9 protein-coding genes and 1 pseudogene are annotated in these 13,620 nt (G+C 41.7%); 1 reads left to right on the top strand and 9 read right to left on the bottom strand.

The window, feature by feature from the left end; genetic code table 11:
• Positions 1 to 2: 2 nt before the first annotated feature.
• The 8 genes from rfbB to GTU69_RS13530 all read right to left on the bottom strand — a co-directional run bounded on the left by rfbB (position 3) and on the right by GTU69_RS13530 (position 10,014).
• The gene (gene rfbB, locus GTU69_RS13565) at positions 3 to 1,070 is read right to left on the bottom strand and encodes a dTDP-glucose 4,6-dehydratase (protein WP_096901154.1); all 1,068 of its coding nucleotides are present in this window, start codon (positions 1,068 to 1,070) and stop codon (positions 3 to 5) included.
• Positions 1,071 to 1,158: 88 nt separating this feature from the next.
• The gene (locus tag GTU69_RS13560) at positions 1,159 to 2,184 is read right to left on the bottom strand and encodes an ELM1/GtrOC1 family putative glycosyltransferase (protein WP_166171253.1); all 1,026 of its coding nucleotides are present in this window, start codon (positions 2,182 to 2,184) and stop codon (positions 1,159 to 1,161) included.
• Positions 2,174 to 3,163: a glycosyltransferase gene (locus tag GTU69_RS13555; RefSeq protein ID WP_166171251.1), complete on the bottom strand. Its 990-nt coding sequence runs from the start codon at positions 3,161 to 3,163 to the stop codon at positions 2,174 to 2,176. Before GTU69_RS13555 ends, GTU69_RS13560 begins: the two co-directional genes overlap by 11 nt.
• A gap of 3 nt (positions 3,164 to 3,166) precedes the next feature.
• Positions 3,167 to 3,976: a polysaccharide deacetylase family protein gene (locus tag GTU69_RS13550; protein WP_166171250.1), complete on the bottom strand. Its 810-nt coding sequence runs from the start codon at positions 3,974 to 3,976 to the stop codon at positions 3,167 to 3,169.
• 13 nt (positions 3,977 to 3,989) lie between these two features.
• On the bottom strand, positions 3,990 to 4,880 hold the full coding sequence (locus GTU69_RS13545) for an ELM1/GtrOC1 family putative glycosyltransferase (protein ID WP_166171248.1): 891 nt from the start codon (positions 4,878 to 4,880) through the stop codon (positions 3,990 to 3,992).
• An 80-nt stretch (positions 4,881 to 4,960) separates the two neighbouring features.
• The gene (locus GTU69_RS13540) at positions 4,961 to 5,887 is read right to left on the bottom strand and encodes a branched-chain amino acid transaminase (protein ID WP_166171246.1); all 927 of its coding nucleotides are present in this window, start codon (positions 5,885 to 5,887) and stop codon (positions 4,961 to 4,963) included.
• A gap of 18 nt (positions 5,888 to 5,905) precedes the next feature.
• Positions 5,906 to 8,665 carry a bifunctional [glutamate--ammonia ligase]-adenylyl-L-tyrosine phosphorylase/[glutamate--ammonia-ligase] adenylyltransferase gene (gene glnE, locus GTU69_RS13535; protein WP_166171244.1) on the bottom strand — a complete coding sequence of 920 codons (2,760 nt, stop codon included), beginning with the start codon at positions 8,663 to 8,665 and terminating at the stop codon, positions 5,906 to 5,908.
• 74 nt (positions 8,666 to 8,739) lie between these two features.
• Positions 8,740 to 10,014, bottom strand: a complete 1,275-nt coding sequence (locus GTU69_RS13530) for a HAMP domain-containing sensor histidine kinase (protein WP_166171242.1) — start codon at positions 10,012 to 10,014, stop codon at positions 8,740 to 8,742.
• A gap of 1,165 nt (positions 10,015 to 11,179) precedes the next feature.
• Here GTU69_RS13530 and GTU69_RS13525 point away from each other — a divergent pair.
• On the top strand, positions 11,180 to 13,411 hold the full coding sequence (locus GTU69_RS13525) for an NADP-dependent isocitrate dehydrogenase (protein WP_166171240.1): 2,232 nt from the start codon (positions 11,180 to 11,182) through the stop codon (positions 13,409 to 13,411).
• An 87-nt stretch (positions 13,412 to 13,498) separates the two neighbouring features.
• Here the strand turns inward: GTU69_RS13525 and GTU69_RS13520 are convergent.
• Positions 13,499 to 13,620, bottom strand: a pseudogene (locus GTU69_RS13520) (IS5/IS1182 family transposase); the annotation flags it as partial.

Below are 13,620 nucleotides of genomic sequence, written 5' to 3'. Positions count from 1 at the left end.
GCTTATCCTTGGTATTGCTTATTTAACCAGGATTGATATTCACCACTTTGAACGTGTTCAACCCATTCATTATTGTTTAAGTACCATTCAACCGTTTTACGTAATCCCGTTTCAAATGATTCTTTCGGTGTCCAACCCAATTCATGTTCAATTTTTGAAGCATCAATCGCATAACGTACATCATGGCCTGGGCGGTCTTTTACATACGTAATTAAGTCTCGATAACGTTCAACACCTTGTGGTTTATTAGGAGCCAGTTCTTCGAGTAAAGAACAAATGGTAAGAACTACATCAATATTGGCTTTTTCATTGTGACCACCGATGTTATAGGTTTCACCAACTTGCCCCTGAGTCACGACAGTATAAAGTGCACGGGCATGATCTTCCACAAATAACCAGTCACGGATTTGCTGGCCATTACCATAGACTGGAAGTGCTTTTCCTTGCAAAGCATTCAAGATCATTAATGGAATGAGTTTTTCTGGAAAATGGTAAGGACCATAGTTATTGGAACAGTTGGTCACTAAAATCGGTAATCCATAGGTCCGATTCCAAGCACGAACCAGATGGTCTGAACTCGCTTTACTTGCTGAATAAGGTGAACTAGGAGAATAAGGGGTTTTTTCTGTAAATAAGTCCGTTGTTCCTTCTAAATCACCATAGACCTCATCTGTTGAAATATGGTGAAAACGGAATGTAGCCTTCTTTTTTTCATTTAAGCCTAACCAGTAAGCGCGGCTTGCTTCCAACATTTGATAAGTGCCGATGATATTGGTTTCAATAAAAGCATAAGGCCCAGAAATCGAACGGTCTACGTGGGATTCTGCAGCCAAGTGCATCACTGCATCAGGTTGGAAATCTGTAAATAATTGATCTAGTGCGGCACGATTACAAATATCGGTTTGGGAGAATTGATAACGAGAGTAATTAGAAATGGAACTTAACGATTCTAGATTACCGGCATAGGTTAGTTTATCAACATTTAAGACTTCATGTTCTGTATTCTGAATAATATGGCGAATCACTGCAGATCCAATAAAGCCTGCACCACCTGTAATTAAAAATCTCATTTTCCCCCCAAAAATCTAGAGCACACAAATCATATCAAAGAAGAATTTTTAGAACATCAATATAAATAGTTAACTTCTATGGTGAGAGTTAAATATTTTTGAATTGATCGAGCAAATTCATTCTATGTTTCTGCGGTGTAATCTTCTCAACAACTCCAATTAGGTCTGCCATTTTATCTATATAAACCTTACTAAGCCATCGCTCTTGCTCAAACTTAGCTAGATAATTTTCAAGTTCCTTATGAAATACACTGGATTTGAATACAGGAATCAATACTTTCTTTTCACTCACCAACGCCTCACTGATCATCGAGGTTGATTCAGGTGAACAAATGATTAAATCCGCTGCATAAATATAATCAGCAATATCACATTGCTGACCATGATTGACTAGTGTTAAAGCTATCTGTGGATTTCTTGTGAAGGCTTGCTGTAGATCCTTCTCAAAAGCTTCGGGTGTACGCCTGGATGTACTGATCAGAATTTTCCAATCTGGATAATTCAGCGCCAAGTACTTAATCCACTCAATCCATTCAGAAGAAGTCCCAATTTTGGATGTTTTAGTATCTGCACCAATTAAAATAATCAGTACTTTCTGTTCCATACAATCCAGATTTTGCTTTGCTTGCTGAACTCTATGTTCCAATTGAAAAGTAAGTTGTTTATTTGGTGCAATTGGGTAATAAATAAAAGGTTTTTGATTTTTGTATTTATCATCAATAGTAAATACAGCATCAAAATAACAAGCTGGAATCCCTCTTAATGAGGTTGCAATCACATTCTTGGTAGCTTTCCCCTGCTGCTGAAAATACTTTTTAAGCAAGGCATTTGGCAGAAGTGTTTCACCACCGGCTGAAACAAGGAGAGCACAATCTGACTGTAAAACTTGTAATTGAACAGTATCCAGATAAAAACCTAATGCCCATTTCGGGCTTACAATAGGCAAAAAAGCTTTGAGTATATGCTTCGTTAATTTACTGACTTTGTAAATCTTGAGCCACTGTACTTCATATTGATTTCCGTTATTCAGTAAGGTGATTATCCCCTTGGTTTGTGTTTCATGTCCTGCTTTACCATCCGTTAAAGCTAAAATCATCAGGTGACTATTTTCCATCTAACACCTCACGATAGACCATTTCAATATTCTTGACCATTCCATCTAAAACTAGGTTTTTTTCTGCATCAGCAAATACCGGGATAAAATCCTGCTCTACTTGTTTTAAATTTTCTAAAGCATGTACGATCAGATGATGTAATGCATTTGCATCATTTTCAGCACAGAGGTACTGCTTAGGTAAAATTTGGGTCATTGCCCCTACAGCTGTTGATATCATAGGTATTTTACAAAGCAAAGCCTCTATCATGGTATATGGACATCCTTCATAATGAGATGACATCACATAAAGAGAAGCTTGCTGCATCAAATCAGTAATATCATTACGAAAACCCAGTAACTTTATACTCTTTTCCAGAGCAAGCTCATTAATAAGTGTTGCCAACTTTTGCTTTTCAAAACCTTCACCTACAATCCAAAGCTGTGCATTTGGTATGTCTTGCCATGCTTGAATTAAAAGATCAAAACCCTTAACGGGCACTAATCTTCCTACAGCCAAAACGACAGGTGGAGTTATTTTATTAATATCGGAATTAAGCTCAGGCGGTTCAATTCCATTTAGAATAATGTACTTATTAGGGTGTTCTAAGGTTTCTGCGGCATTGGGACTCACTGCAATCACCGCATCAAAACCCTTAAACATTTTGGTATTTTTTTTACGGCTATGTAAAGTGGCAACACTTTTAGTCGATAGAAATTTTAAAACATTCCCCACCATTGCAGCAGCTTTATTCCCATGCACATGTACAATATCAGACTGAAGCCCTTTCAATGCTTTATAAATTTGATACAGAATAATAATATTTCTTCTACTCTTCGACAGATCAATTGCGATAAATTCTGTTTTTAAACGACTACGGTACTTTTCATGTGCAATAACTGTGACTTGGTGATGTTTCATTAGACTATTGGCCAATTCAACAACATGTTTTTCCAGCCCCCCCTCTTCATCACCTGCCATGACCAATGTTACTTTCATCGACTAGCCCTCCCGTTTACCCAGTTTCAAACGCAATTTCACCGCAAACAATGAATCCTTACCGCTGATTTTAATTCGCTGTAACTGCATAAAATCGGGCTGCTCTAAATCTATACCTTCTTCAGTGGTTACTGCATTGCTATAACCGGCTTGCTTTGCCAGATCCACATCACGCCCGGAATAAATACCAAAAGGATAGGCAAAGCTGCTGACCGGTTGCTGGGTTACAGTTTCAAGAGCTTGCTTGGATTGAGTTAGTTCTGCCAAACACTCTTCATCACTCAGTTTAGCCAAATTGGCATGGGTCATGGTATGTGAACCAATTTCGACCACGCCCGAATCTGCTAACCACTTTACTTGCTCATCATTCAGTTTTGGCTCACGCGCCAGTTCACCACTATTATGATGCGCTTTTTTATAGGTTGACCAATCTCGATCATGTCGGTCTACCACTACATAAATGGTCGCTTTAGCCTGATACTTTTCTAATATTGGGTAAGCATTTTCCAGATTATCCAGATAACCATCATCGAAAGTAATCGCGACGGTTTTTTCAGGGTGTCTACCCCAATTTTGTTGTAATTCCTGCATAGTCACAAAATGAAAGCCTTCTGCTTTCATCCATGCTACCTGCTTTTCAAATTCCGCCGGTTTTACCCGTAATTTATTAAACTTGGCACCATCAATATGGTTCCTGACCATGTGATACATCAGCACACGAGGTCGTTTCCAGTCTACCGCTGGTTTCCACCATGCATATTTATAACTAAACGCCATGACTAAGACCAACAGGAGAATAAAAATATAAATCACAAGAGCAACCTGATTATTTTGCTAAAAGATATGTTGCCACACGCTCTGCTTCTTTAAAAGCATGAGGTTCAGGTAACGCTTGAATTGAAGTACTCTCAGAAACCAAATGAGATTGAATAATGTGATCAATCGATTGGGTAATCCGATCTTCTTTTAATCGATCAATCCCAATCACTCCCACCTTACAACCGGCTGTTAAAGTCTCGAAAATCATGGAAACACTATCTTCCGTGACCCAAACTGCTTCTGCCTGCTGCATTTCCTCAAAGATCCAGCCTTGCGGGGTTTGTTCTACCGGAAAAATTTGCAAATACTGACTATAAGGTTGCTTAACTAAATGAGCCAGAAATTCGGATGGTGTACGACGTGAGGTAGTCAGAATAATTTTACCGTCAGGATGATTTTCTACGATCTGCTGAATTGCTGACAACACTTTTGCTTCATTCCATTGATGACGTTTGGAAGAACCACCTAAAGCAATCAAGATCCGATTGGCTTGATGGCGCTGCTCATTGACAATCGGGTTTAAAGCACCTTGAGTGGTAATAACATGCCTAGATTCAGGTACACCATCATGTTCAGGAATAATGGCATAATCAAACCAGCTGAAAGGAAAATTCGGTTTCATTAAAATAACCGTTTTCGCCTGAGGATATACTTTACCCAGTAGCAGAACCCGTGACTGGGTATGGCTGCCGACTCCCAAAATATAATCCGGCTGCTTTTCAAACAGTGTCAATTGATGACTCAATATACCTGTTAACAGCGTGAAAATTGGCAATTGCTGAATGGCGATTTCCTGGAAAGTTACTTCGCTATTGCTTATGCGCTGCATGGCCTTATACAAACCGACTGCTTGCGAACGGTGCCCCGCTTTAGCATCACTGACGTAGACAATATGCATGTTGTATTGTTTCCTTTTACACCATTAAGCAATAAAAAAGGCGAAACTTTCGTTCCGCCTCCTCATCTTAACCGATCAACTTATTTTACGTAAGTTAACCAGTGTGCATATTTAGGATCTTTACCCTGAACTGCATCAAAGAATGCTTTCTGAATTTTTGTCGTAATTGGACCACGACAGCCTTCGCCAATGATACGGTCATCATATTCACGGATTGGAGTCACTTCAGCTGCAGTACCGGTGAAGAAGGCTTCATCACCAATATAGAATTCATCGCGGGTAATACGACGTTCAAATACTTCAATGCCCAAGTCTTTGGCAATGGTAATGATAGTTTGACGGGTAATACCGTCTAAAGCACCGCCAGCGATATCCGGTGTATGCAATGCACCATCTTTTACCAGGAATACGTTTTCGCCAGAACCCTGACATACATAACCTTGCGGATCCATCAGCATTGCTTCGTCATAACCCGAATGTGCTACTTCCTGATGGGCAAGAATAGACAAAGTGTAGTTACCTGAAGCCTTTGCCTTACACATGGTCACGTTTGGATGGTGATGGGTAAATGATGAAGTTTTTACGCGAATACCTTTCGCCATCGCTTCTTCACCCAGGTAAGCACCCCAGCCCCATGCTGCCACAGTGGCATGAATAGTATTATCCGTTGCAGCAATACCGAGTTTTTCCGAACCGATAAAGATAATTGGACGCAAATAGCATGAAGCTAATTTATTTTCACGTACTACATCAATTTGAGCCTGCTCAAGTGCTGCATGATCAAATGGAACCTTCATTTGATAGATTTTTGCAGAGTTAAGCAAACGCTTGGTATGATCTTGGAGACGGAAAATCGCGGTACCATTTGGTGTTTCATAAGCACGGACACCCTCAAAGACACCCATACTGTAGTGTAATGTATGAGTTAGGACGTGGATTTTCGCCTCACGCCAGTCAACCATTTGTCCATCTTGCCAGATAAAACCATCACGATCAGCCAAATTCATGGCACACACTCCAAATTTTTATACACAGTCATTTCTATCCAACGCAAAAGTTGCAGTTGGATCAATTAATCTTTGCCATAACTTGCAAACGACCTCTCGGGTATCGTACCAGTCGTCAGCTGCAACTTGCATGGATTGATTTGCAAGGGCTAAACGGTGGCTCTCGGCTCGTTCACGGAGATAAGCTTGAATCAATGCTGTCGCGTCGGCGCTGGATAAGCGATCCGTTTTTGCGGCATCCTCAAGGATTCGTACGTTGTCGGAGTAATGGGCGAGATCAGGATTCGACCCACTCCATGCTAATACCGCATACTGTGCCATAAATTCGATATCAACGATACCACCTGCATCCTGTTTTAAGTGAAAAATCCCATCTTTTTGCTGCTCTTTGGAAGAGCCTAAATGGTCTTTCATTTTTTGACGCATTTTCAGCACTTCTGCTCGAACATTCGCCTCATCCCGTGGCTGGGTCAAAATGCGGCAGCGTAAATCTTCAAACTTTTCTCGCAGGGAAGCTTCACCGGCAATGGATCGGGCACGAACCAGCGCCTGATGCTCCCATACCCAAGCACTTTTTAATTGATATTGTTCAAAGGCTTTGAGGCTGGTCACAAGTAAGCCAGCCTCACCCGATGGACGTAAGCGGGTATCAATTTCATACACGCGCCCATCTAAGGTTTGTGTGGTCATCAGCGACATGAATTTCTGTGCCACGCGTATGGCAAACTCAAAACCGCTAATCGGTTTAATAGCATCGGTATCACCCTGTTCACTCATATAATGAATAAATACCAGATCCAAATCCGAGCCATAACCCAGTTCAATGCCACCTAGCTTGCCATAGCCTGCGACCGCGAATGCCATATGATCGAGTGAACAGCGCTGCCCCTCTACATCTAAAGGATAGCCATGCTTTTTAGCAGTAATTTGATAAGCCAGATTTAATGTCGCATTAACGGATACTTCTGCAATATCGGTTAATGCATCGGAGACTTTCATCAATGGACTTTCCGCCAGCACATCACTGGCTGCCACAGCCAATACATTAGATTTCTTGAATAAACGCAGCACGCGCATCTGATCTTCAACCTGATCAATCTCAATGCGCAACAGTTGCTGGCGCAGTGAATCTTCCAGATCCTGACGTTTCGGCAATTCAAAATCCATCGATAAAAATTCGTCCAGCAGTACCGGATAATGGGTCAGTTCCTCACAAATCCATGGACTCACCGTGGCCATTTTCACCAGACGCTGTAGCGCACCCTTACTTTCAATCAACATTACCAGATACACGGTACGGCGCAGGACCGATTCGACCAAAGGCATCAAACGTAACAGTGCCACTTGCGGTTTATCAGACTGTAAAATCGCTTCAATCAAATGTGGCCAAAAAGTTTTCAGGCGTTGTACCGCTTTGGCGGGCAATTTTTTCAGCGCATGCCCATTCCAGAATTCATGCACCAGATTTTTGGCATCTTCATCCAGCACTTCATCCAGCTGTTTCTCTAATTGAGTAAAGCTTTCAATTAACGGATCAGGTTCTTTTTCTTTAATCAAATGCTCAAACTGGTAGATGACCTTGGCGCGTTTTTGATTCAGTATCTCTAAAAATTGCTCCCAACTGTCAAAACCCAGCGTTTCAATCATGCGATTTCTTAAATCAGGTTCATTGGGCAAGGACTGGGTCTGCTGGTCATTGAGTGCCTGAATGGCATGTTCAATCCGGCGCAGAAACAGATAGGCATCTTCCAGTTCAAGTACGGCATTTTGTTCAAGAAGCCCCACTTCACCCAAATGATGCAGGCTGACCAGACACTGGCGATCCTGCAATTCAAGTTTTGAGCCACCATAAATCAATTGAAACACTTGAACGATGAATTCGACTTCACGAATCCCCCCTGCTCCAAGCTTGATATCATCTTCGATATTACGGCGTTGTACTTCGCGTTCAATCATCGCCTTCATTTCACGCATGGCTTCAAAGGCGGTGTAATCGACATATTTACGAAACACAAAAGGACGGGTCATCTCCAATAATTCATCACCTTCTGTTCCACCGGTGACTATGCGGGCTTTAATCCAGGCATAGCGCTCCCACTCACGGCCATGCTGGCTTAAATATTTTTCCAGGGCCACATGGCTAATCGCCAAAGCTGAACCATCCCCCCAGGGACGCAGGCGCATATCGACACGGAACACAAAACCGTCTGCGGTAATATGATCAAGCAGATAAATCAGCTTTTGCCCCCATAAAATACAAAACTGCTGTACATCAATACATTTGCGACCATTGGTTTCGCCCTGTTCATCAAAAGCGAAAATAAGATCAATATCACTTGAAAGGTTAAGCTCTTGTGCCCCGAGCTTGCCCATGGCGACCACGATTAAATCCTGCACAGCCCCACCGTAGCCGATAGGCTCACCGTGCTTGGCCACCAATGGAGCACGGGCAAAATCTTTAGCCGCGCAAATAGCAGCATCGGCAAAATCGGAAAGCTCACGTGTCAGGGTTATCACATCCGTCAACCGGTTGGCATCCTGCCAAATCCAGCGGAACATCAAGCGCGCGCGAAGCACACGAATGGCATGCATCCAGGTGCTTTCATCTGTAATCTGCTCTAGCGTGTCATGAACAATGTTCTGGATTTGAATGGTGGTTAAAGGAAGGAGAAATTGATCAATTGCATAATCTTGTTCTAATAGAGCGCTGTGTTTTCCCAACACCTGTTCTGCATATTGGCTCGCACGCAATGTGTTGTGCAATTGTTCCGCATTCATCTTAAAACCTTCAGCCTGATTTTTTTCTAGTTATAGCAGCTGAAAAGAAATAGTGGAAAAGAAAAATTGATTTTCTATACTTTTACTTTTTCAATTTTAGGCTGTTCCTGGGCTAAAGCCTGATGGGCACTGGTGGCTGCCGGTAAAATCACATTAAATGTCGTACCTTCACCTTCTGTAGAATCTACAAAAATTTGCCCATGGTTCAAATCAATAAAACGCTTACACAAGACCAGGCCCAGACCGGTACCTTTTTCTCCTGCAGTCCCTTTAATACTGACCGTAACCGACTGCTGGAACAGCTGATCCATTTGTGCCCGACTCATCCCCAGACCGGTATCCCGCACAGAAATATGCACCCCTGCTTCGGACTCATTTGCCTGAATCATGACGCGCCCCGTACCATCGGTCGGGGTGAATTTCAAAGCATTGGAAACCAGGTTCTGTATCACTGAAGTAATCATGTTGATATCGGCATAGACCTTGATGCCTTCTTCAATCTGGTCAATTAACTGAATATTTTTCTTTACGGCCAGACTATTCAGTACATCACAAACAATCTTGCTTGACTGTTTTAATTCAAAATTTATGGGATGATAAATGAAACGTCCGCCTTCAGCCATTGCCCAATTCAGCAGGCTTTCCAGCAGGTTATAAGTCGATTGTGCCGTATCATACAAATATTCAGCAATATTCTGTATGCTGGATTCATCCAGTGTTTCACGCTCTTGCGCCAGCACTTCTGAAAAGCCGAGCAAACCATGAAATGGGGCTCTCAGGTCATGGGCAATAATCTGGAAAAACTTGGTTTTACTGAAATTGAGCGCCGCTTGCTGCTCGTACATTTCCTTCAGTTCAGCATGATCTGCCTTCAGTTCAATCATATGGATCAGACTGTTGGTCAAGTCACTGACATTGGTAATACTTTCAGGATGAAACGGTTTTTTCTGCTGATCAAAAAAAAGCGCCTGACCAATTGAAGTACCGTTACTTAAACGCAAATCAAAAGCCAGATAACGCTTAGCCTCTACGCCGAATTGACTCACATGCTGCACCAGATTCGGATATTGACTATGCTGATGATCAATAAAAGGATGCTCTTCAAAATAAGAACTTAAACCGGTTTCATCAGGCGAGCAAAAGGCCTTAAAACCATGATTGGAGGAATACCAGATATAAGGCTCATGATGAAAAGCCAGTACCGCCTGTTCAGCACCAAGCATGTTGCGGGAAAACCTTAAAAAACGCTCAAGCTGATTCGTTGCTGTAAAAACACCTAACAATAGTGAGATTTTACATGCACTAAGCTGCTCAGTTTCCGAGCCTATTTCAAGCAACTGCATTTTCATATTTGATTCATCCAATCACTATTATTTGTTGTTTTAAAGAAATAATTATCATGTTTCATCTTATTAACAAAGTTTCATATTGAAGACAATGAATAAAGACAAACAGTGACAATTTACACCTAATGTTTACTCTAGTTTTCACCTTAGCATCAAAAGCATACCGCAATTCTATTCAAACAATAAAAAACCAATCTATTATTAATCACTTATATTGTTTGAATATATCTCGAGGGTCGGACTCGAAGCGAAAATCTAAAGCTATCCTTAGTCAACATTTGACTACAATAGCATGGTTTCCAGTTTTCATCGGGACAGTCCGATGATTAAGTGTTTAGCTCATCATCCATTTGTTTAAAACACAGCACAATTGATCAGCTCATCATTCAATTGTTCAGGCATACTCTATGTTACAGAAATCATATACAGTAAATTGCCATATTGCTTGCACAACAATTAAAAAATCATCTTTTTAGCCTTGCTGTTTTTTTGAGTCTCCCTCTCAACGCATTTCCTGTCCCTCTAAGACTCTCCTGTTCAAATACTACTGCTCAGAACAGCTATTCATTTATTTAACTTCTTCTTTTACATCAGATCTGCAACCCATTTTCGATGACAGTAATGATCATAATCGTTGCCAGCACACTTTTCAGTGCAGTCATGAATAACAATAATAAATGCTTATCTCCCCCCAATAATTGTCCAATCAATCTAAGAAAAATTTGCCTCTTCTTCCCTGCTAGATAATTTATTTCCATGATACCCAACATGTCCTAAGTAATTAGTTTATAAATCGGCAAAAAATCGCCCGCCGGTTTTTTTTATGCAGGAGGAATTCATACAAATAAGTTATTGATAATAATAAATTATATAACTTATTAAGCAAGATTCTCTACTTATATGACCAAATACGGGGAATTGCCACATGAGAGACCGGAAGCCTCACCCCGATTCGAAAAATAACTAAATTTCACGTAGAATAGGGGGATTGGTGAACAACACTGATGTATACAAATTTTCAGCCAAAGACCAATATGCAAGATATTGCTGTTCGGCTGAGGTGCAAATAAGCGCCAATACTTTTAATGTTTTATTTAAGCAAACCGGTTCGCAGAACTGAGCCAAAAGCTCGGTACTGACAAACTCAATCTAAAGCAAGGGGCTATATATGGCTGGTGGAAAGTCAAAAATCATTTACACATTGACCGACGAGGCGCCACTATTGGCGACCTACTCCCTGCTGCCGATCATTGAAACCTTTACCAAGCCAGCTGGTGTAGAGATTGTTAAAAAAGACATCTCTGTAGCCGTACGTGTGCTTGCAGAATTTACGGACTTCCTCAGCGATGAGCAGAAAGTACCGAATACCCTGGCAGAGCTTGGCAATCTCACACAAGACCCAGACACTAATATCATTAAACTCCCAAATATTAGTGCGTCAGTTGGCCAGTTGATAGCTTGTATCAAGGAACTTCAATCGAAAGGCTACGCTCTTCCTGACTATCCGGAAAACCCGGTGACTGAGGAAGAAAAAGCAATTAAAACACGTTACAGCAAATGCCTCGGTTCTGCTGTAAACCCGGTTCTGCGTGAAGGTAACTCTGACCGTCGCGCGCCGACTGCTGTAAAAAATTATGCGAAAAAACACCCGCACTCAATGAGCGAGTGGAAACAATGGTCACAAACTCACGTTTCACACATGGATGAAGGCGACTTCTACCACGGTGAAAAATCAATGACACTTGACCGTGCACGCAATGTAAAAATGGAACTCATCACTAAGTCTGGTGAAAGCATTGTTCTCAAGCCGAAACTTGCTTTGCTTGATGGTGAAATCATTGACTCAATGTTCATGAGCAAGAAAGCGCTTTGCGATTTCTATGAAAAAGAACTTGAAGATTGCCGTGAAGCAGGCATTTTGTTCTCTTTACATGTTAAAGCAACCATGATGAAAGTTTCACACCCGATCGTATTCGGTCACTGTGTGAAAATTTACTACAAAGATGCATTTGAAAAACACGGTAAACTGTTCGACGAATTAGGCATTAACGTAAACAACGGTATGGCTAATCTTTACGAAAAGATTGAAACCTTACCAGAGTCACAGCGTGACGAAATCATCCGTGACCTGCACGCGTGTCAAGAACACCGCCCAGCACTAGCGATGGTTGATTCAGCTAAAGGCATCACCAACTTCCACTCTCCTAACGACATCATTGTAGATGCTTCTATGCCTGCAATGATCCGTGCCGGTGGTAAAATGTGGGGTGCTGATGGTAAACAGTATGATGCTAAAGCAGTCATGCCTGAATCTACATTCGCACGTATTTACCAGGAAATGATCAATTTCTGTAAATGGAATGGTAACTTCGACCCACGTACCATGGGTACTGTGCCAAACGTTGGTTTGATGGCACAAAAAGCTGAAGAATACGGTTCACACGACAAGACATTCGAAATTCCTGAAGCAGGTATTGCGAACATCACTGACCTTGAAACAGGTGAAGTGTTGATGTCACAAAACGTGGAAGAAGGCGATATCTGGCGTATGTGTCAGGTGAAAGATGCTCCGATCCGTGACTGGGTGAAACTTGCAGTAACTCGTGCACGTAACTCTGGCATGCCTGCAATCTTCTGGCTTGACCCGTACCGTCCACATGAAAATGAACTGATCAAGAAAGTACAAAAATACTTGAAAGATCACGATACAACTGGTTTAGATATTCACATCATGTCTCAAGTTCGTGCAATGCGTTATACGCTTGAACGTGTTGCTCGCGGTCTGGATACCATTTCTGTAACAGGTAACATTCTTCGTGACTACCTCACAGACTTGTTCCCAATCATGGAACTGGGTACTTCTGCAAAAATGTTGTCTATCGTACCGTTAATGGCCGGTGGTGGCATGTACGAAACTGGGGCTGGTGGTTCTGCACCTAAACACGTACAACAACTTGTAGAAGAAAACCACTTGCGTTGGGATTCTTTAGGTGAATTCTTGGCACTTGCAGTGTCATTAGAGGAAATGGGCATTAAAGAAAACAATGCTCGTGCGAAACTTCTTGCTCAAACTTTAGATAAAGCAACCGGTATCTTGCTGGACAACGACAAGTCTCCTTCACGCCGTACAGGTGAACTGGATAACCGTGGCAGCCACTTCTACCTGGCTAAATTCTGGGCTGAAGAGCTTGCTACACAAGACGAAGATGCTGAACTTAAAGCGAAGTTTGCTCCTCTTGCGAAAGCACTTGCTGAAAACGAAGACAAGATCGTTGCTGAACTTGCAGAAGTACAAGGTAAGGCTGTAGACATCGGTGGTTACTTCGCTCTTGATCAAGAGAAAGTAAATGCAGTAATGCGTCCAAGTGCTACATTTAATGCTGCACTTGCTTCAATCTAAGCTTTTCCAGAACTGACGAAAGTTAGTGATGTAAAAAACCGGCGTTTAGGCGCCGGTTTTTTATTTAAATATGATTAGGGTGTGTCCTCATTTGGCTTTGCACCAAATAAATATGCAGGCTATACGGATCATAGATTTATAATTGCGTGCTAGTTTATCAAATCGAGTTGCAATAGCACGGAAATGTTTTAATCTCGCAAAAGCATTTT

Origin of the sequence: Acinetobacter sp. SA01 (assembly GCF_011319235.1) — a bacterium.
GTDB lineage: Bacteria > Pseudomonadota > Gammaproteobacteria > Pseudomonadales > Moraxellaceae > Acinetobacter.
This window is presented reverse-complemented; position numbering and strand designations above follow the sequence as displayed.

Bases quoted from the DNA above. Each gene is read 5' to 3' on its own strand.
- GTU69_RS13545 (WP_166171248.1), bottom strand. From the start codon at position 4,880: ATGCATATTGTCTACGTCAGTGATGCTAAAGCGGGGCACCGTTCGCAA.
- GTU69_RS13530 (WP_166171242.1), bottom strand. From the start codon at position 10,014: ATGAAAATGCAGTTGCTTGAAATAGGCTCGGAAACTGAGCAGCTTAGT.
- GTU69_RS13555 (WP_166171251.1), bottom strand. From the start codon at position 3,163: ATGAAAGTAACATTGGTCATGGCAGGTGATGAAGAGGGGGGGCTGGAA.
- rfbB (WP_096901154.1), bottom strand. From the start codon at position 1,070: ATGAGATTTTTAATTACAGGTGGTGCAGGCTTTATTGGATCTGCAGTG.
- glnE (WP_166171244.1), bottom strand. From the start codon at position 8,665: ATGAATGCGGAACAATTGCACAACACATTGCGTGCGAGCCAATATGCA.
- GTU69_RS13540 (WP_166171246.1), bottom strand. From the start codon at position 5,887: ATGAATTTGGCTGATCGTGATGGTTTTATCTGGCAAGATGGACAAATG.
- GTU69_RS13525 (WP_166171240.1), top strand. From the start codon at position 11,180: ATGGCTGGTGGAAAGTCAAAAATCATTTACACATTGACCGACGAGGCG.
- GTU69_RS13560 (WP_166171253.1), bottom strand. From the start codon at position 2,184: ATGGAAAATAGTCACCTGATGATTTTAGCTTTAACGGATGGTAAAGCA.